Here is an 18,534-nt window from a genome sequence, read left to right on the forward strand (position 1 = left end):
ACCCCCGCCGGACGGCCCAGACGCCGCCACCCCGCCCGATTCGCACAGCCGGTCGAGGTGCGTCCGGAGTGAACGCCTCGCGCCGACCGTGGGTCATCGCCCGGCCATCGCGGTGCGCTGCAAGGCGCAGGGGCGTCCGGACGCTGCGCGTATCCGGCCGTCGCGGACGCTGCGAGGCGCCGTAGCTGTCCTCGTGCGCCGGCCGGGGACTACGGGACAGCCCTCAGCCACTCGTCTTCTGGTCGGGCAGGCGGAAGCCGTTGAAGAGGTCGTCCATGCCGCGCAGGGCCAGGCGGGTCGGGGTCGCACGGACCACGAGGTCCCGGGCCGTCGCCGCGAGCGGATTGCGGAGGGCGCCCAGGCGTCCGACGCGGCGGGCCCGGAGGCGAACGGTGTCGGTGCGGCCGCGGCGGGCCGCGGTGTACGCGGCGAGGGCGGCCGGGACCGCGTCGCCGTGGTCTGCGCCGTCGCCGACGGCTCCAGCCGGGAGCAGGTGCGCGAGGATCACCGCGTCCTCGATGGCCTGGCAGCCGCCCTGGCCGAGGTTGGGGGCCATGGCGTGGGCGGCGTCGCCGACCCAGGCGATCCGGCCGTGGTGCAGGCGGGGCAGCGGGGCGGCCAGGTCGTACAGGTCGTTCTGGAGGACGTCGGCGAGGGCGAAGTGCCCGACGCGGTCCAGCAGGGCCGGGATCGGGTCGTGCCACGTGCCGAAGCGGCGGTGCAGCTCCACGCGGGGGTCGGCCGACCGGGTGCCGGCCGGGACGACCGCGGTGGCGTAGAGGTAGTACCGGCCGTCGGCGAGCGGTGTCACGCCGAAGCGTTCCCCCCGCCCCCACGTCTCGCTCATGGACGGGATCCGCAGGTCCGGGGCGTCGACGAGGGTCCGCCAGGCCGTCTCTCCGATGTAGTGCAGGCCGGGATGGCCGGGGAAGCAGGCGCGGCGCAGGGGGCTGTGGATCCCGTCGGCGGCGACGACCAGATCGGCGGGGAGGTCCGGGCCTTCGGCCGTACGGACGGTCGGGCGGCCGGTGGGGTCGGTCACGCCGGTCACGGTGGTGCCGTAGCGGAGGGCCTCCGGCGGCAGGGCGGCGGCCAGGGCCGCGGTGAAGGCCGGGCGCGGTACGGCGATCGGCGGCATGCCGTAGCGGGCCGCCATGTAGGAGGTCTCTGCGCGCGTGAGCCAGCGTCCGTCGGAGCGGCGTACGCCCATCGTGGCGGGTACGGCGCTGCCGGCGGCCCGGGCTGCGTCGACGCCGATGGTGTCGAGGGCGCGCAGGGCGTTGGGGGCGAGTCCGATGCCGGCGCCGGTGGTGGGCGGTTCGGGGGCGCGTTCGCAGACGGTGACCCGCCAGCCGCGGCGGTGCAGTGCGACGGCGGCGGTCAGGCCGCCGATCCCGGCCCCGGCCACCACCGCGTGATGTCTCTGCATGGGCACCCCTCCGTTCGGTTCGTCACTTCCAGTACATCTTCAGGACCTGGTCCGACACGGCGAACACTTCCTCACAGTCCGGACAGGTGGCCCGGCCGAAGAGGTACGTCGGACCGCGGGCGACCTTCTCCTGCCCCGCCTCCCTCGCCCACCGGTGCAGGCGGGCGGGCAGCGGGTGCAGGGCGGCCGGCTCCTCCGGCAGCAGCGCTGCCTTGACCGGATCGGACGTCACGTAGTCGCCGGCCGAGGCGAAGGTTCCGTACTCGCCGAACGCGACGAACAACGTCGCCAAGCACGCCGGGCAGTCGACTTCGTACTCGTCCGTGAACAGCCCTTCCAGTCGGCCCGCGCTCCACACCCGCTCGCCTTCGAAGGCGAGGATGCCCTGCAGGAGGTGGACGAAGTCCGGGGAGTCGTGGCCCGACTCGCCGAGGAGGCGGCGGCCAGGCCGTCGGAGTGTTTCGCGATCATGCCACCGGATTCTTCCGGACGCTGTTGCCGCGGCGGAAGGCGGCCCCGTGCACCGGACGGACCGCCGGAGCGTCGCCTGCCACGCCTCGCACCACAGCACGCCCTGGACGAGCCCCCGGGCACGCGATCGGCAGGATCCGTCCACGCCGTGCGACAGGTACTTCCCGATGACCCACAGGAAGCTCCGGCACGGGCCGGTCGGGGCACGGGCCGCTCTCGGGATCAGTGCGGGGCGCGCGCCGTGTCGTAGCGGACCGGGAGCTCCGTCAGGCCGCGGGCGCGCAAGGAGGGCCGCCAGCGGGGAGCGGGGCTCGCGGCTTCGAGGACGGGATAGCGCTCCAGGAGCGCGGCCAGGGCGATCTCGGTCTCGGCGCGGGCCAGTGGGGCGCCGAGACAGTAGTGGATGCCGTGGCCGAGAGCGAGGTGGCCCGAGGTGTCGCGGTCCAGGTCGAGGAGGTCGGGGCGGGGGAAGCGGGCCGGGTCGCGGTTGGCCGCGGAGAGCGAGAGAAGGACCGTCTCCCCCGCGGGGACGGTGACCCCGGCGATGGTGATGTCCTCGGTCGGGAAGCGGCGGATGGCGAGGGGCGCGGGGCCCTCGTACCGTACGAGTTCCTCGACGGCGGCCGGGAGCCCGGACGGGTCCTTGCGGAGGCGCGCGAGTGCCTCGGGGTGCTCCAGGAGCGTGTGGATCGCGTTGCCGATGAGCTGGACGGTGTTCTCGTACCCGGCGAAGAGGATCAGGAAGGCGAGCGACATCAACTCGTCCTCACTGAGCCGGTCGCCGCCACCGTCCCCGTCCGGATCGCCACCGCCGTCCCGGACTGCTATCAGGTCGGACAGCAGGTCGTCGCCGGGCCGGCTGCGCTTGTGCGCCATGAGCTCGGTGAAGAAACCGAGCATCGCCACCACCGCTTCCCTGGCGGCGCCCGGTCGGCTGGGGTCCGGGGCGATGAGCGCGTCCGTCCAGGTCCGGAAGTCGAAGCGGCGGTCCTCCGGCACGCCCAGCAGGTCGCAGATGACGACGATCGGCAGGGGGGCGGCGTAGGCGGCGACCAGGTCGGCGGTTCCGGCTGGGCCGAGGGCGTCGAGGAGGCGGTCCGCGGTCGCGCGGATGGGCGTGCGGAGCTGCTCGGTGCGGCGTGGGGTGAAGGCGCGGCTCACGAGCCTGCGGATACGGGTGTGGTCAGGGGGGTCCATGTTGAGCAGGTTGGCATCCAGAGCCGGCGGCAGCGAAAGCCCCCGGTAACCACCCTCGGCGGCACGGGACTTGTCCAGGGAGAGCCTGGGATCGGCGAGGGCGGCGCGTACGTCGTCGTACCGCGTGACCAGCCATGCCGGGGTGCCGTCGGTGCCGGTGATGCGGCACACGGGCGCGGTGGCGCGCAGCCGGTCGTAGACGGAGTGGGGGTGCTCGATCAGTTCTCCCTGAAGATCCATAAGGCCACCTTAGGGTCATGCGGCGGCCGGCCCTTCCGGCACCGGCGCCGCGGCGGCGTCATGCACGCACTCGATCGCCCGGTGAGGACGTGGGCACGCTGTTCCGTCGCTGCAGGGCCGGCCAGGGGCGGCATGGTCGGTACGGCCGCAACTCCGACAGAGCGCAGCGCGTGGACGTCAGCACAACGATGCCGTTCGGCGCGGGATGTGCCGGCCCGCTGTTTCTCCTCGTGAGGGGTTTCGCCTCGGCGGTTGCCCAAGCGTTGGCCTGACAGGGCGTTGTGAGAGCCAATTCTCAGCCGGAAAAGCGCCTCGTCCTGTCGGGCGCTCGTCGACGACCACGTCCACGATTCGTGCGATCCCTCACCCGGGCCGGACCCCTCCGCAGTGTCAACCATCCCCAGAGTTCGACGTGACGGATCGTCAGAACATTTACACCCGGTCCGGGGTTGTTCTCATCTTTCGAGTCTGGAACCGTCACTCACGCAACTCACCCCCCTCACAGCGGACTTGAGTGCCCATCGTGCCGGGCTTCACCGCCCCACGCGCCCTGACCCGGCGCGGCGATCCGGACTCGACGCATCCATTGCGCGCCCCTCATGGCTCGACCAGGGCCGACAAAGGGCACCAACCGCTTCGCCAGGACAAACTGGGAGACCAGGCAACAGTGAAACGCACGAGCACCCTCGCCCTGACCACCGCACTGCTCGCTCTTTGCGCGCCGCTCGCCACCATGGGAGCCGGTACGGCACACGCCGCGGGCCGTACGTACTACGTCAGCCCCAGCGGGAACGACAGCAACTCGGGCACCTCGACCCGCACTCCCTTCCGGACCCTCCAAAAGGCCGCGGACAGCGTCGAGCCGGGCGACACCGTCTCGATCATGAACGGGACGTACTCAGAGCGTTCGGCGGGGTCGAACGTGCTGACCATCAAGCGCTCCGGCCTCCCCGGCGCCCCCATTACGTTCACGGCTCATCCCGGCCACCGTCCGGTGATCCACCCGGTGAAGGCGTGGAACGGCATCAGCATCTCCGGCGCCTCCTACATCTCCGTCAGAAACCTCGAGGTCAAGGGCAACAACGCAGCCCTCACCCTGGCCGGAGCAGAACGGGAGTCGAAGAAGGGCGACCCCACCTACAACACGAACTGCATCTCCGTGGAACAGGACCGGTCCACGGGCGGGCTGTCGCACCACATCGAGGTGACCGGCAACGAGGTGCACGGTTGCGCCGGCGGCGGCATATCGGCCATCGACTCCGATCACGTGACCATCTCCGGCAACCACGTGCACGGCACCTCCTGGTACGCGGTGTACGCAACCAGTGGGATCTCCGTCCTCACGCCGCGCGACGTGGTTGGCGGCGACGCCGCGACGTACAAGATCCGCATCACCGGCAATCGCGTCCACGACAACGAGACCAAGATCAAATGGGAGAAGTGCGGCTGCTACTCCGACGGCAACGGCATCATCATCGACACTCTCAAAGGCGACGCCGATCACCCCGCCTACAACGGGCGCGTACTGGTCGCCAACAACCTCTCGTACGACAACGGCGGCTCCGGCATCCACTCCTACAAGAGCCAGCACGTCGACATCGTCCACAACACCGCCTACGCGAACGGGCGCAGCACACGGATGGAGAGCTACGCCAACATCTTCGCGCATGACAGCACCGACGTGCGGCTGCTGAACAACATCGCGTACGGCCGGGCGGGGCAGGCGACGAACAGCAAATCCCGCAATGTCGACGTCACCTACGACTACAACATCTACTTCGGCGGCAAGGCCCCCGAGGTCCAGGGCCCCAACGACGTCATCGCCGATCCGAAGCTCGCCCGGACGGGCACCGGGGCGGACGCGGACTTCCGGCTGAGCGAGGGCTCCCCCGCCGTGGGCTCGGGCACGCCGTTCGCCGCCGTGACCACCGACTTCACGGGAGCCCGCCGGGCCGGCGGCGCGCCCGACCGGGGCGCATACGCCTTCGGTGCCAAGAGCAGCAGCGGCCCGGCAAGTGCCTCCGAGACCTCCTCCTCAGGCCCGCAAGGTGCCGCACCCGCCGGGAGTGGCCCGTCCGCCGGTACTGCCCCCGCAGGCTCACCGGGGGCGCAGGCCTCCGACGTCTCCGATGGCTCCGGGCTGACGCCGCACAGCGGAAGCGGGCCGCTCGCAGCGACGGGCGGCTCCGACCCGGTGCTCCCGCTCGGCATCGCGGCGGCGGTCCTCGTCATCGGTGGCGGCCTCCTCTTCGCGGCGCGGCGCAAGCGCTCCTGATCCCTTCGGATCACTCGAGGCGCCGAAACGTGGTGCCGGCCCGCCCCGAGGGTCGGCACCCGTGCGCGCTGCCCGCCGGACCGCGCTCACCAGCCGGTTCGCCGGCCGGGCCTCGGCCCCTGACAGACTGAACCACCATGGCGGCGGCAATGCACCGGATCGAAGCGGCGACCTCCACGGGGCAGCCGGTACCAGACCCCCCGCGCGTTGCCTGGCGCAAACAGATGAGGCAGCGCGTACTGGACGCCGCTCGCGACCTCACATGCGAAGCCGGCTGGGACCAGGTCAGCCTCTCGGCGGTCGCCGCCCGCGCCGAGGTGTCGCGCCCATCGGTGTACAAGGAGTTCGGCAACCGCGCCGGCCTGGGCCGCGCGCTGGTGGTCCTCGAGACCCGGCAGTTCCTGACGGGTGTGGCCGATGCCCTCTATCCCGGTGCACCCGACTCCCATGCCTGCCTCCGGTCGGCCATCCTCTACGTACTTCAGGAGGCCGACAACCGGCCGCTCATACGGGCCGTGATCACAGCCGCCCGGAAGGGCTCCGACAGCCTGCTGCCCTATCTCACGGCCCGAGCGGACCCCATCTTCGATGCCGGTCAAACCCTCGTCCAGGGCTGGCTGGCCGCGCGCTACCCCCGACAGCGGACAGAGTCGGTCGAGATGGCCGCGGACGTCATCGTCCGCATGACCATCAGCCATCTCGTCCTGCCGGCCGACGAACCACACCTCACCGCCGAACGGCTGGCGACCGCGGCCCTGAAACTACTGCAGCAGGACGTCGGTTCCTCCAGCGGCTGCGAATGACCGAACCGCGCGGTGATCATGCTGGGGTGCGGCCGACATGGTTCGCCGCGGTGGCGGCCGAGCCCGTGTCGGTCGAGCCGACCGAAGCGAACCGGGGTGACGCCAGGGCGGGCCCGGACTCGTGCCGCCGACCGAGGCCGCCGCCTTCGGACGGTGCTGAGCCGGGCGGCAGGCCTGCGGGGCTGGCGGTGATCACGACGGTCAGGGCCCGGCGTGGCCGGCGCCGCAGCCACAGCGGACCCGCCCCACAGGGCGGATACCTGGCATGCGGCCTCCTGCCGGCAGGGGGCGTTCCCCGATTCGCTGGTGGCCGGATCAGTCCCTCTCGGTCTCAGCAGCCGGTGACGGGGGCGCCGCTGTACAGGTTGCTGTCGGCGACGCCGTCGGTGACACTCCTCAGGTAGTAGCCGCAGGTGGGACGGTTCTTGAAGTCGAAGGTCCGCCCGGGGGTCAGGCGCCAGATCTTGAAGTGGGAGTAGGTCAGGGGCTGCCCGGGAACGGCCCTCTCGGGCTGGTGGTCTCCCAGGACCACGTAGGCGTCGGCCCCGGAGAGGGTGGCAAGACCGTCCTTGTCGATGAAGAGGGAGCCCCCTTCTTCGACGCCGACGCCCCATGCCTTTCCGCCGCTGGTCAGTCCGTCCTTGAGCGCGCGTGCGACGAAGGCCATGGTGCGGCCCATGCGGTCGCGGGTGACGAAGTGGGAGTCGTTGATGGTGCCGGCGTAGTTCGGCCAGTCGAACATGCCGGTGGTGAACGTCGCGTACGAGTCGTAGGGGTCGGCCAGGGCTTCGGCGGAGGTGATGCTCCCTCGGCAGGCGTCGTACACGACGGAGCTGTTGATGTGGTGTCCGGCGCTGCCCCCGCCGGAGCCGCCGCCCTTGGCGACGACCGACTGGACGGAGGAGCGGAGCGTGGTCGACTTCCAGGCCGCGTACTTGCACTGGTCGCCGCCGGCGAAGTAGACGAACTCCGCGTTGCGGATGTCGGTGTTGGCCTGGGCGTTGTTGCCGTCACTCGCCTTGGTCAGCGTCCATGTGGTGCAGGAGTTGATTCCGCCCAGACGCATGACCGCATCGCACTCGGGTGTTCTGCTGCCGGCACCGGGGGTTGACGCCGCCAGCACCACCACGTCGAGCGAGCCCGTCCCGCCGCGTATGGCGTCGACGGCCTTGGTCATGGAGGCGGAGACGATGCCACCGGACCCGTTCATGGTGAAGGCGGGGCCCGACCAGGTGGCCCGGTCGGCGTCCGCGGACCCGCCGAGGCGGATGCGGCTCGCGGCGGCCTCGGCCTGATCGGGCTGGACGAATCCGCCGGCGGTGACCGCGAGAGCGGCGGCTACGCATGCGGCGATGTGGTGTGCGGGCCGGCGCCGCGCCGGAGAGGCCGCGGTGGGAACGGGGGCGGTGGACGCGGGGCAGGCGCGGTGGGGGAACGGACGCATGGGTCCTCCGTGAGCAGCGGTGAGGGGGACCGCAGCCATGCGGCGAAGCAAACGCTGCGGCTTGCAGCAACGGAAAGTACAGGCCGATCGCGAACTGCGGTAGATGTAACGCAATACTCGCCCAGGCGGGGCGGCTGATGCACTGACTGAACTGGCGAAATACCTCATGCACGCCCACTCGCACGGTGGATCGGATCCCGTTATCAGCCCGTAACGTGGATTACATCTAGCCAACTGATGGCCATCCATGTAACTTCCTGGCGTGTCAGACGGTGACGCACGCAGTCGTCGCCGGCCGATCTTCCGAGAGGGTCATCTGTGATGCCAACCCTGTCCTTCCGTCGCGTGCCGACGGCCTCCGCCCTGTCCGTTGCGATCCTCATGACGGTCTCGGCCTGTGGGGGCGAGGTCTCCGGCGGTGCCGCCGAGTCACCCACCACCGCCACGGTCGCGGGAGTGGTGATCGCCAAGGACGCGGCGCTGCACGCCGCCCTGCCCGAGCAGATACGGGAGGCGGGTGTGGTGCGCGTGGCAACCGATGTCCCCTACGCACCCTTCGAGATGTTCGTGACCGAAGGAAAGCCCGAACTGACCGGTCTCGACTACGACCTGGGGCAGGCTCTGGGCGCGAAGCTGGGGGTGAAGTTCGCGTTCACGCCGCAGAAGTTCGACGGCATCGTGCCCGCCATCCAGGCCGGGAAGTTCGACGCGGCGATGTCGGCCATGACCGACAACAAGGAGCGGCAGGCGGTCGTCGACTTCGTCGACTACTCCGTGTCCGGCTCCGGGATCATGGTCGTCAAGGGCAACCCGGCGAAGATCACCACCCTGGACGACCTCTGCGGCAAGAAGGCCGCTGTGCAGGCGGCGACGAACCAGCTCGATCTGCTCCAGGGACACCAGGCCGCGTGCAAGGCCGCGGGCAAGGCCGAGATCGACATCCAGACCTTCCCCAAGGACTCCGACGCCCAGCTCGCCCTGCGGTCCGACAAGGTCGTCGCCCAGGTACAGACGAAGCCCGCGGCGGCGTGGACCGCCAAGACCGCCGACCAGGGGAACGCCTTCGAAGTCGTCGACGACCCGGCAGCGGCGGGCGGATACGGTGCCTCGCCCAACGGAATCGCGGTGTCCAAGAAGCTGCCGGAGCTCAGCGACGCCATCCAGAAGGCACTGCAGGCCCTGATCGACGACGGAACCGTCACCAAGATCTTCGACAGGTACGGTGTCGCCTCCATCGCCCTCAAGGAAGCCACCAAGAACGCGGCGGTGGACTAGAGATGACCACCACCACGGCTCCTGCGGACACCGACCGTACGGCGCCCGAGGAGCTCACGGTCGTTCCGCTGCGCCACTACGGCCGATGGATCGCAGCCCTCGCGGCGGTCGCCTCCCTCGTCGGCGTGGCCGGATCGCTGGCGAAGAACGACAACCTGCACTGGGAGATCATCGGCCACTATCTCTTCGCCGATCTCATCTTCTCCGGCCTGATCACCACCCTCTGGCTCACCGCGGCTGCGATGGCCCTCGGGCTCGTCCTCGGCACTTTGATCGCCGTGATGCGCCTGTCGAGCAATCCTGTGCTGTACGGGATGTCATCCCTGTTCGTCTGGTTCTTCCGGGGCACACCCCTGCTGGTTCAAATCATCTTCTGGGGGTACGCCGCCGCCCTCTACCAGTACGTGATGATCGGCATTCCGTTCACCGACATCACCTTCTTCCAGATCGAGACGAACTCCCTGCTCACCCCTGCCGTCGCCGCGCTGCTGGCCCTCGGACTCAACGAGGCCGCCTACGCCTCGGAGATCACCCGGGCCGGCATCCAGTCGGTGGACCCCGGCCAGACCGAGGCAGCGTACTCCCTCGGTATGCGGCCGGCCCTGACGATGCGGCGGATCGTGCTGCCCCAGGCGATGCGGGTGATCATCCCGCCGATGGGCAACGAGACGATCAACATGCTGAAGATGACCGCCCTGGTGTCGATCATCTCGGCGCACGACCTGATGTCCAACATCCAGGCGGTGTACGCGCAGAACTACCAGGTCATCCCCATGCTCGTCGTCGCCAGCCTCTGGTACCTCGCACTGGTGACCCTGCTCAGCATTCCGCAGGCCTGGCTGGAGCGCCGCTACGGCCGAGGCACCGGCCGCGGCGGCCCCGTCTCGCCACTGCGCCGCATGTTCGCCGGAGCTCTCAGCCGACCCGTACGTACGAAGAGCGACAGCGAGGAGGCGGTCCGGTGAACGTCCCCATGGTCCACGCCCAGGGCGTACGCAAGCACTTCGGGAAGCTCGAAGTCCTCAAGGGAATCGACCTCACCGTCGAACGCGGCCAGGTGTGCTGTCTGCTGGGACCCTCGGGCTCGGGCAAATCCACCTTCCTGCGCTGCATCAACCACCTCGACCGGGTCGACGGCGGGAAGCTCGCGGTCGACGGCGACCTGGTCGGCTACCGCCAGAGCGGCCTGCGGCTGCACGAATTGCGGGAGAAGGAGGTCGCCGCGAGGCGCCGCGACATCGGCATGGTATTCCAGCGTTTCAACCTCTTCCCTCACATGACCGCCCTCGAAAACGTCATGGAAGCCCCGGTCGACGTCCTTGGAGTCACCAGGACGCGAGCAAGGGAAGACGCCCACGAACTACTGGAACGGGTGGGCCTCGGCGACCGGGCCGGCCACTACCCGACCCAGCTCTCCGGCGGACAGCAGCAACGCGTCGCCATCGCCCGCGCGCTCGCGATGAAGCCCAAGCTCATGCTCTTCGACGAACCGACCTCGGCACTCGACCCCGAGCTCGTCGGGGACGTGCTGGACGTGATGCGGCGCCTCGCCGCCGACGGCATGACGATGGTCGTGGTGACTCACGAGATCGGCTTCGCCCGCGAGGTGGCGGACACCGCCGTCTTCATGGACGACGGCGTCGTCGTCGAATCCGGCGATCCCCGGCGCGTCCTCGTCGAGCCCACACAGGAGCGCACCCGCGCGTTCCTCTCCAAGGTCCTGTGAGCGCCCCCTCGCCGGAGCAGCTGCGCACCACCGGGCTGCTCCCGTACGCAGAGGCGCGCCTGGCGGGCTACCTCGCCGACCTGGCCCACCTGGTCGCCATCGACTCCGGCTCGTACAGCCCCGCCGGCGTCAACCGGATGGCCGACTGGACCCGGGAACGGCTGCTGAGGCTCGGATTCGCCGTCGAGCGCATCGCTCCCGCCGCCACCCACGGGCACCCGGTCGGCGACGTGGTCGTCGCCCGCAAACGGGGCGACCTGCCCGTTGCCGAGGGCGGACGGCGCGTCCTGCTCGTCGCGCACCTGGACACCGTGTTCGAGGACGGCACCGCCGCCGAACGGCCCTTCGCACTCGACGGCCGCATGGCACGGGGGCCGGGGGTCAGCGATGACAAGGGCGGCCTGCTCGCAGGACTCAACGCTCTGGAAATCCTCGAGGACACCGGATCCCGGCAGTACGCCGAACTCGTCTTCCTCGCCACCCCGGACGAGGAGATCGGCTCGCCCGCCAGCCGCCCGGCGACGGAGGCGGCGGCATGCGGAGCCCATTTCGCTCTCGCCCTGGAATGCGCGCGGGAGAACGGCGACGTGGTCATCGCCCGCAAGGGCGTCGCCGACTTCCGGGTGACGGTCACCGGCCGGGCCGCGCACGCCGGCATCGAGCCGGAGCGCGGGGCGAACGCCGCCCTGGCGGCCGCCCACCTCGTCGTGGCACTCCAAGCGCTCAACGGCCACTGGGACGACGTCACCGTCAACGTCGGCGTCGTACGGGCGGGGACCCGTGCCAACATCGTCTGCCCGCAAGCCGAACTGCGGGTCGAGGTGCGCTCGGCCACCGCCGCCGGTATCGGAGCGGCCAGGTCCGCGATCGAAGCCGCGGCCGCACGACCTGCCGTACCGGGTACCACCGCCACGGTGGAGCAGCTGGACCTCTGCCCGCCCATGGAGGACACACCTGCCTCGCGCCGCATGTTCGACCGGGCCAGGAAGATCGCCGCAGATCTCGGGGTGCCACTCGGCAGCGCGGCGACGGGCGGTGTCGGGGATGCCAACTTCATCGCGGGCATCGGCGTGCCCACCCTGGACGGCCTCGGTCCGGTCGGCGGCGCCGACCACACCCCCGAGGAATGGCTCGACACCTCCACCGTCCCCCTCCGGGTCGCCCTCCTCGCGTCGCTGGTCGCCGAACTCGGCGACAGCCGCACCGGCTGACGCCATCGAAACGTCCCGTACCGGTTTCATCGCGCCATTGCCCGGTACGGGACCCGGCCCCGGCGGTCCGGTCCGCCACGCACCCGGCCGCCGGCCGCGCCGGGACTGCGGCAGGCCACATGCCGCCCGGCTCCCCCGCCACCACCGAGACACATCCACAGGAGGCACCACATGCGCGTCCCGACCACAGCCCGCCGCACCACCCTCGCGGGCGGCACCGCTCTCCTGCTCACCCTCGCGCTCGCGCCGGCGGCCGGGGCCGACGCCGGCCGCCACGCGGGCGACCGCGGCTCCCTCGTCCTCGTCGGCGGCGGCCTCAAGGCGGACAACACCCAGGTGTACGGCGAGATCATCAAGCGGGCCGGCGGAGCCTCGGCGAAGATCGGAGTGATCACCGCCTCCTCCGTTCCCGCCAGCCAGGACCCGCACGCCGCGGACCCGGACAAGTGCAGCAACTCCGCATGCAACGGCGCCTACTACGCCGGCCTGTTCGAACGGCACGGCGCCGCCGACGCCCAGTGGATCCCCGTCGACCTCGACCACATCGCCAACGCCGACTCCGACGAGGTGGTCCGGCAGGTCGACTCCATGACCGGCTTCTTCTTCGGCGGCGGCGACCAATACCGCTACATCACCACCCTGCTCCACGGCTCTGCCCACACCGACTCCAAGGTTCTCGCCGCGATCCGCGCCAAACTCGCCGCCGGTGCGGTCGTATCCGGCTCCAGTGCCGGAGCTCAGATCGTCGCCGGAGCCGACATGGTGACGGGAGGCGATTCCTACACCGGCCTGCGCGACGGCAGCAGCCCGGGATACTTCGACGACCCGTCCCGGCTCGCCCACCTGCCCGCCGGCGGGTTCGGCTTCCTGCGCTCCGGACTCATCGACACCCACACCGGCGCCTACGGCCGCGAAGGCAGGGCCCTGCGCCTCGCCGCCGACACCGGACACGACCGCGTGTACGCACTGGAGGAGAACACCGCACTCATCGTGGAGGCCCCGCGCACACCGCACGAGCGACTGCGGGTGCTGGGACCGCGAGGAGTTGCCGTCCTCGACCTCCGCCAGGCCCGGCCCGGGATGACTTCCTCCGGAGCGTGGTCCCTCGCCGGCGCCCGCTATGACTACTTGACCGAGGGCGACCGCTACGACCCGAACCGCTGGCGCGTCCTGCCCGGCGCCGGCAAGCGGCGCCTGGTACCGGACTCCGTCTCAGCCGTCCCCGCCAATCCCGACGTGTTCCACTCCTCGGCGAACCCCGTAGGCGTTCCGTATTCCTTCCTGGGCACCGCGCGCGCCCTCGCGGCCAGCGCCACCCGGCGCACCGCGTCCGCGGCCACGTTCGAGAGCGGGCCCCGGTTCACCGTCACCTTCAGCAAGCCAGCCGGATTCACCGCTTGGACCAGTGACGGCGCCACCGCGCGCACCATCACCGGCATGCGGATAACCGTCACGCCGGAGTGACCCCGCCTTGACCGCACTGCGGGTGACAGGGTCGGCCGGACGCCCGACGGGCATCCGGCCGGCCCCGGCCCCCGATGAGCGGCAGTAGGCTCGACCCGCCACCTCACCCCGTCCCCAACCGTCAATGGAGGTCCGCGCATGGCCCCTGGCACGCTCGCCGACGAGATCCGCCTCAAGCTGGGCGACGTCAGCCCCGCCGAACGCAAGGTCGCGCGCGTGCTGCTCGCCGGCTACCCCTCGGCGGGCTTCGAAACGATGGCCGTCCTCGCGGAACGGGCTGCCGTCAGCGCCCCGACCGTCCTGCGGTTCGTGAACCGGCTCGGGTACCGGGGTTTTCCCGACTTCCAGGCCGCGCTGCGAGCGGAGCTCGACGAGCGCAACGCCTCCCCCCTCTCCCTCTACGAGGCCACCGACTACGGCCGCAGCAAGGGCGGGCCGGACGACGATCTCTCCCTGCTCCAACGGGGCAGCAACGTCTTCAGTGCCGCCGTGACACAAACCCTCGCCGAACTCCCCCCGCACGACCTCGAGCACGCGATCAGACTGCTGTCCGACGGCAAACGCCGCATCACCCTCGCGGGCGGGCGCTTCACCAACCTGTTCGCCCAGTACCTCGGATTGCACCTCATGCAACTGCGCGACGACGTGCGGTTCCTGCCCGACCGCGATGTCGAACGCACCGCCGTGTTCGCGGCTCTCCACCGGCGTGACGTCCTCGTCGTCTTCGACTACCGGCGCTACGAGCAGGACAAGGTCGCAATGGCCGAACTCGTACAGGCACAGGGGGGAAAGGTCATCCTCTTCACCGACATGTGGCTCTCACCCGCCTCCGTCCACGCCGAAGTGGTCCTGCCCAGCCAGGTCGCGGCCCCGTCCCCCTACGACAGCCTGGTCCCCACCCTCGCCGTCATCGAAACGGTCGTCGCCGGAGTGCTCACCGCCCTGGGGGAAGACGCCCACCAGCGGATGCGGCACGTGGAGGACACCGCCCGCCGCATGAACCTTTACTGACGCGGGTGGCCTCGGCCGGACCAGGTGACCGCCCGCCGCGGTGTCACCCCCGGCCGGCGCGACGGAACGGTTCCGCCTCCCGGTACGGGACCGGGAGGCGGACCAGGTGCGGGACGGTTCACTCGGCGGGCTCAGCGGAACAGCATGGACGCGTCCCCGGCCGGGGTGGTCACCGAGCCCGGGCACAGGAAGCTGCCCGAGGCCTTGGTCGCGGTGAAGGCCCGGTTGATGTACTTCCGGCTCGTCCCGTCGCGGTCCCACACGATGTTCGTCGCCTTGTAGCGGCAGGAGATGAAGCTCTGCTTGCCGGTGATGTCGATCAGATCGGTCCGGGCGGTGCCGGCCGTGTCGTCGAACGTGAAGGCGGGGTTGTTGTTGAGGGTGGCGGCGATGCCGCCACCGCAGGCGAGGTTGCCTCCCGGCGCGTTGATCGTGGTGCGGTCGACGGTGAGGGCGTTCGGGGCGGCGGCGCTGGTGCTCGCGTTCGTCCAGCTACAGCTGTTGCCGGCGACGGCCATCACGCCGTCGACCTTCTGGTCGGCGGCGGGGCCGGCCGCGAGGGCGGTGCCGGTACCGGCCACGCCGGCCGCGACGACGAGTGTCGCGATCCCGACGGCGCGGGCGAGTCGTGTGGTGCGGGAGATGGGCGGGGTGTGCCTCATGGGTCGCTCCTCCAGGCCACGTGCTGGTGGGGGTGGGCGAGGCGCTGGGCCTCTCAGGGGGTGCGGAGTGCGTGCCGGGAGCGTCCCACAGCCACCTCGAAGTGTCAGGAGCCTGTCAGGTGCATGGCAATATTTGGCTTGAATTACCGGTCGGTACGGCAGGGGGTGCCGCCTGCCGCGCCGTGAGGTCCGCCTCCCGGATGACGGGCACAATGAGGAGAGACCTCGATCGAAGGGGGGCCTCCGATGCCAGCGGAACGGCCGGGGGGCGCGGACGCCGACACCCCTGGTCCGATCCGGTCCGAGCCGGGGTCCCTGCTGGAGCACGTGTCGGTCGCCGTGTTCGGCATGGACGACGAGGAACGGATCCGTTACTGGGGCCCGGGCGCACGGAACCTGTTCGGATACACGGCCGAAGAGGTGCTGTCCCGACCGGCCTCGGTCCTCTTCCCCGACCCGGCGCCGGGAACCCCCGGCGGCGCCGCGCAGCTGGTGGAGCGCGGCCGGAGCCTCGGCTACTGGCGGGTCCGCATGCCCGCCCGGCACCGCGGAACGGGTGTCTTCGACTGCGGCTTCCGCGTGTTCCCGGTGACCGGGACCGCGGGCGACTCCGTGGTCATGGGCCTGGCCAGCAGGGGCGACGAACTCGACCGGGTCAAGACGAACCTCGTCTTCCTCGACGCTCTCTTCGAGACCTGCCCGATCGGGCTGGTCATGCTCGACGAGGGGCTGCGGTACGTCCACCTCAACCAGGTGCTGGCCGACATGGACGGGCTCCCCGTCCTGGAGCACCTCGGGCGGCGCATGACCGACATCATGATCACTTCCGACGGGGGCGAGTACGAACGCATGCTCCGGGCCGTGGCCGAGAAGGGCGAACCACTCGTCGGCGCGCTGGTGGGGCTGCGCACACCGGGCCGGCCCGACCGGCACCAGGTCCGCTCGGTGAGCTTCTTCCCGCTGAGCGGCGCCGGCGACACCCGGCCCGGCGTGGGCGGGCTGCTCGTCGACGTGACCGACCGGGAACAGGCCCTGCTCGAAGCGACGGCGGCCCGGCAGCGCCTGGACCTCCTGGACCGGGCATCGGCCCGGATCGGCACCACGTTGGACCTGGAGATCACCGCCCGTGAACTGATCGACGCCGTCGTTCCCGACTTCTGCGACGGCGCCGTCGTGGAGATGGTCGAGTGGATGTACGAGGACGAGCGGTTCGACCCCGCACTGCCGCTGACCACCCGACGGATCGCCGCCGACACGATCCTCCCGCCGCCGGCCCCCGAGCTCGTCGGCGGCCTGGACCGGGTCACCTACCCCCCGGGCTCCGGCATCCACCAGATGCTGAGCAGCGGCCGTCCGCTCTCCGCCGTCGTCGACGAGGCCTTCGCGGCGCGCACGGCCGCCCACCAGGACCGGGCCCGCCTGCTGCTCGAAAGCGGTCTGGGGACGATCGTCCTCGCCCCGCTCATCGCACGGGGCACGGTCCAGGGCATCGCCATGTTCGGCCGCTCCGCCGACCGCCCTGCCTTCACCGAACAGGACGTCACCCTCGCCGGCGAGCTGGCCTCGCGCGCCGCCCTGTGCCTGGACAACGCGCGCCTGTACGGCCGCGTCCAGGACATCGCCCTGACCCTACAGCGCGCCCTGCTCCCCAGCGCCGTGGCGTCCGGCGCCCACGTGAGCGTCGCCCACCGCTATCTTCCAGGCAGCCGGATCACGGAGGTGGGGGGCGACTGGTACGACGTGATCAACCTGCCCGGCGACCGGGTCGCACTCGTCGTCGGGGACGTCATGGGGCACGGCGTGCCGGCCGCCGCGTCGATGGGCCGGCTGCGCATCACGGCCAAGGCCGTGGCCGCCCACAGCCGCACCCCCGAGGCGCTGCTCACCGAACTCGACACGTGCGCCCATGAGTCCGGTATCCAGCTGGCCACCTGCCTCTACCTCGTCTACGACCCGCACACCGGCCGCGCCCGCATCGCGAACGCCGGCCATCCGCCGCCCCTGCTGCGCCACCCGGACGGCACCGTCCAGACCATCGGAGAGGGACTGGGGATTCCACTGGGGGTGGGCGGCGTCCCCTACCGGTCCTCGGCCATCGACCTGCCCGAGGGAGCGGTCCTCGCCCTCTACACCGACGGCCTCATCGAGGCACGGGGCCAGGACATCGGAGCCGGTCTGGACGCGCTGCGCGAACAGCTGCGGGCGGTGAACGGGCCGCTGGAGGAGGCCGCCGACCGGATCATCGCCAACCTGCTGCCCGCCGAGGCGACCGACGACACGGTCCTGGTTCTGGCCCGGATCCGCCGCGCCGCGCCCTGAGTGCTGTCCCGCTAGGGCGCAGTGGTCGTCCTGCGCAGGATGCCGATCTTGTCGATGCGGTGCTCGGGGTTGCCTTGGGCGTCGCTCCAGAAGTTGCCCTCGGCGTGGTCCTCCGGGGTGGCGCACGTCGAGATCGTGATCATGGCCTGGGTGGGGGTCGCACCGGGTGAGCCGGGGACCGCCGCGCGCTGTTCGTCGAGGGAGCGCTGCGACCGGAAGGACGTCTTGCGGGTCGCGGTGATCTCGTAGGTGTACTCGACCCCGTCCACCGCCACGGTCACGGTGTCGCCCTCGCCGACGGCGGGCAGGTCCCGCAGCGGGCCGCCGGCCGACAGGCGGTGCGCGGTGACCAGGAAGTTCCCCACCTGGCCGGGTCCGACCCCGCCCCGCTTCCCGTACGGGCTGGCCGCGTGCCCACGGTCCTGGATGCGGGTTCCGGGCACGTCGTCGGTGGTGCCCTCGTACGGCACCACGCGCAGCCCGGACACGCCGGCGGCGGGTATGGACAGGGTCGACTCACGGGTGCGGACGTCGACGGGGTCCTGAGCGGGCGTGGCCGCGGGTGCGTGCGCGGCGGAGGCCGCCGGCAGGGCGGCCGGCGCCGACGCCGGGCCGGCGGGGGAGCTGGCGGTGGCGGCGGGTGCGGCAGCCGTCCGTGGCGGGGCCGCCGGGCCGGCGGCGGCCGAGGGCCCGCAGGCCGCCAGCAGGGCGGTCACTGCTCCGGCCAGTACGACGGGGAGGGCTCGGGGCGGGAACGGCGAAGGCATGGGCGCATCCGTGGGGTCGGTCGCCCGGGTCGAGCGGCAGGTGGGTGACCCGGTTCAGGGCCAGGGTGACATACGGAGCAAGAAGTCCATAAGGGTCCAGGTCTGTGACCTCCCTCCCCGCGCCCCCGGGGCCGAGGCGACGCGGGGCCGGGCGTGGTCCCGGGGTCCGGGTGCGGCTCCGGGCCAGGGGCGACACCGGGCCCAGGTGCGGCTCGGGGCCCGAGGCGACGCCCGCCCGGG

Annotated in this window: 15 protein-coding genes; 9 read left to right on the forward strand and 6 right to left on the reverse strand. The window is 71.2% G+C overall.

The annotated features are described in order from the left end of the window. Window positions 1-223 precede the first annotated feature (223 nt). The 3 genes from ACZ6JS_RS29095 to ACZ6JS_RS29105 form a co-directional block, all read right to left on the reverse strand. The gene (locus tag ACZ6JS_RS29095; protein WP_469302272.1) at window positions 224-1,429 is read right to left on the reverse strand and encodes an FAD-dependent oxidoreductase; all 1,206 of its coding nucleotides are present in this window, start codon (window positions 1,427-1,429) and stop codon (window positions 224-226) included. Window positions 1,430-1,451: 22 nt separating this feature from the next. After that, complete coding sequence (locus tag ACZ6JS_RS29100; RefSeq protein ID WP_469302274.1) at window positions 1,452-1,721, reverse strand: hypothetical protein; 270 nt, start codon at window positions 1,719-1,721, stop codon at window positions 1,452-1,454. A gap of 401 nt (window positions 1,722-2,122) precedes the next feature. Beyond that, the gene (locus ACZ6JS_RS29105) at window positions 2,123-3,337 is read right to left on the reverse strand and encodes a cytochrome P450 family protein (protein ID WP_469302275.1); all 1,215 of its coding nucleotides are present in this window, start codon (window positions 3,335-3,337) and stop codon (window positions 2,123-2,125) included. Between the two features lie 667 nt (window positions 3,338-4,004). Here ACZ6JS_RS29105 and ACZ6JS_RS29110 point away from each other — a divergent pair. Together ACZ6JS_RS29110 and ACZ6JS_RS29115 are read left to right on the forward strand one after the other, a co-directional pair. Then, window positions 4,005-5,612 (forward strand): right-handed parallel beta-helix repeat-containing protein, encoded by a 1,608-nt coding sequence (locus ACZ6JS_RS29110; protein WP_469302276.1) that lies wholly within the window; start codon window positions 4,005-4,007, stop codon window positions 5,610-5,612. 137 nt (window positions 5,613-5,749) lie between these two features. Beyond that, window positions 5,750-6,415: a TetR/AcrR family transcriptional regulator gene (locus ACZ6JS_RS29115; RefSeq protein WP_469302278.1), complete on the forward strand. Its 666-nt coding sequence runs from the start codon at window positions 5,750-5,752 to the stop codon at window positions 6,413-6,415. 331 nt (window positions 6,416-6,746) lie between these two features. Here the strand turns inward: ACZ6JS_RS29115 and ACZ6JS_RS29120 are convergent, their stop codons facing one another. Next, entirely contained in the window at window positions 6,747-7,859 is a 1,113-nt protein-coding gene (locus ACZ6JS_RS29120) for a hypothetical protein (RefSeq protein WP_469302279.1), read from the reverse strand. Window positions 7,860-8,180: 321 nt separating this feature from the next. Here ACZ6JS_RS29120 and ACZ6JS_RS29125 point away from each other — a divergent pair, with 321 nt between their 5' ends. The 6 genes from ACZ6JS_RS29125 (at window position 8,181) to ACZ6JS_RS29150 (ending at window position 14,546) form a co-directional block, all read left to right on the forward strand. Then, a complete protein-coding gene (locus ACZ6JS_RS29125; RefSeq protein WP_469302281.1) occupies window positions 8,181-9,134 on the forward strand; it encodes an ABC transporter substrate-binding protein in 954 nt (317 codons plus the stop codon). Window positions 9,135-9,136: 2 nt separating this feature from the next. Next, complete coding sequence (locus ACZ6JS_RS29130) at window positions 9,137-10,099, forward strand: amino acid ABC transporter permease (protein WP_469302283.1); 963 nt, start codon at window positions 9,137-9,139, stop codon at window positions 10,097-10,099. Between the two features lie 8 nt (window positions 10,100-10,107). Beyond that, on the forward strand, window positions 10,108-10,860 hold the full coding sequence (locus ACZ6JS_RS29135) for an amino acid ABC transporter ATP-binding protein (RefSeq protein WP_469302641.1): 753 nt from the start codon (window positions 10,108-10,110) through the stop codon (window positions 10,858-10,860). Then, on the forward strand, window positions 10,857-12,071 hold the full coding sequence (locus ACZ6JS_RS29140) for a M20 family metallopeptidase (protein ID WP_469302285.1): 1,215 nt from the start codon (window positions 10,857-10,859) through the stop codon (window positions 12,069-12,071). The genes ACZ6JS_RS29135 and ACZ6JS_RS29140 overlap by 4 nt, the downstream gene beginning before the upstream one ends. Window positions 12,072-12,242: 171 nt before the next feature. Continuing rightward, the gene (locus ACZ6JS_RS29145; RefSeq protein ID WP_469302286.1) at window positions 12,243-13,535 is read left to right on the forward strand and encodes a cyanophycinase; all 1,293 of its coding nucleotides are present in this window, start codon (window positions 12,243-12,245) and stop codon (window positions 13,533-13,535) included. Between the two features lie 138 nt (window positions 13,536-13,673). Then, entirely contained in the window at window positions 13,674-14,546 is an 873-nt protein-coding gene (locus ACZ6JS_RS29150; protein WP_469302288.1) for a MurR/RpiR family transcriptional regulator, read from the forward strand. A 131-nt stretch (window positions 14,547-14,677) separates the two neighbouring features. Here the strand turns inward: ACZ6JS_RS29150 and ACZ6JS_RS29155 are convergent, their stop codons facing one another. Continuing rightward, complete coding sequence (locus tag ACZ6JS_RS29155) at window positions 14,678-15,208, reverse strand: hypothetical protein (RefSeq protein WP_469302290.1); 531 nt, start codon at window positions 15,206-15,208, stop codon at window positions 14,678-14,680. Between the two features lie 246 nt (window positions 15,209-15,454). On the opposite strand from ACZ6JS_RS29155, the gene ACZ6JS_RS29160 reads away from it, so the two are divergent. Then, window positions 15,455-17,527 (forward strand): SpoIIE family protein phosphatase, encoded by a 2,073-nt coding sequence (locus ACZ6JS_RS29160; protein WP_469302291.1) that lies wholly within the window; start codon window positions 15,455-15,457, stop codon window positions 17,525-17,527. A gap of 11 nt (window positions 17,528-17,538) precedes the next feature. Here ACZ6JS_RS29160 and ACZ6JS_RS29165 read toward each other — a convergent pair whose 3' ends face one another. Next, window positions 17,539-18,294, reverse strand: coding sequence for a class E sortase (locus ACZ6JS_RS29165; protein WP_469302292.1), 756 nt, complete (start codon window positions 18,292-18,294; stop codon window positions 17,539-17,541). Window positions 18,295-18,534: the final 240 nt, after the last annotated feature.

This window comes from Streptomyces sp. NPDC046349 (assembly GCF_055587885.1).

What these genes read in the sequence shown, in the direction of transcription:
- ACZ6JS_RS29135 (WP_469302641.1), top strand. Translation starts at nt 10,108, where the DNA reads ATGGTCCACGCCCAGGGCGTACGCAAGCACTTCGGGAAGCTCGAAGTC.
- ACZ6JS_RS29145 (WP_469302286.1), top strand. Translation starts at nt 12,243, where the DNA reads ATGCGCGTCCCGACCACAGCCCGCCGCACCACCCTCGCGGGCGGCACC.
- ACZ6JS_RS29095 (WP_469302272.1), bottom strand. Translation starts at nt 1,429, where the DNA reads ATGCAGAGACATCACGCGGTGGTGGCCGGGGCCGGGATCGGCGGCCTG.
- ACZ6JS_RS29150 (WP_469302288.1), top strand. Translation starts at nt 13,674, where the DNA reads ATGGCCCCTGGCACGCTCGCCGACGAGATCCGCCTCAAGCTGGGCGAC.
- ACZ6JS_RS29115 (WP_469302278.1), top strand. Translation starts at nt 5,750, where the DNA reads ATGGCGGCGGCAATGCACCGGATCGAAGCGGCGACCTCCACGGGGCAG.
- ACZ6JS_RS29165 (WP_469302292.1), bottom strand. Translation starts at nt 18,294, where the DNA reads ATGCCTTCGCCGTTCCCGCCCCGAGCCCTCCCCGTCGTACTGGCCGGA.
- ACZ6JS_RS29160 (WP_469302291.1), top strand. Translation starts at nt 15,455, where the DNA reads ATGCCAGCGGAACGGCCGGGGGGCGCGGACGCCGACACCCCTGGTCCG.
- ACZ6JS_RS29120 (WP_469302279.1), bottom strand. Translation starts at nt 7,859, where the DNA reads ATGCGTCCGTTCCCCCACCGCGCCTGCCCCGCGTCCACCGCCCCCGTT.
- ACZ6JS_RS29130 (WP_469302283.1), top strand. Translation starts at nt 9,137, where the DNA reads ATGACCACCACCACGGCTCCTGCGGACACCGACCGTACGGCGCCCGAG.
- ACZ6JS_RS29125 (WP_469302281.1), top strand. Translation starts at nt 8,181, where the DNA reads ATGCCAACCCTGTCCTTCCGTCGCGTGCCGACGGCCTCCGCCCTGTCC.
- ACZ6JS_RS29105 (WP_469302275.1), bottom strand. Translation starts at nt 3,337, where the DNA reads ATGGATCTTCAGGGAGAACTGATCGAGCACCCCCACTCCGTCTACGAC.
- ACZ6JS_RS29155 (WP_469302290.1), bottom strand. Translation starts at nt 15,208, where the DNA reads ATGAGGCACACCCCGCCCATCTCCCGCACCACACGACTCGCCCGCGCC.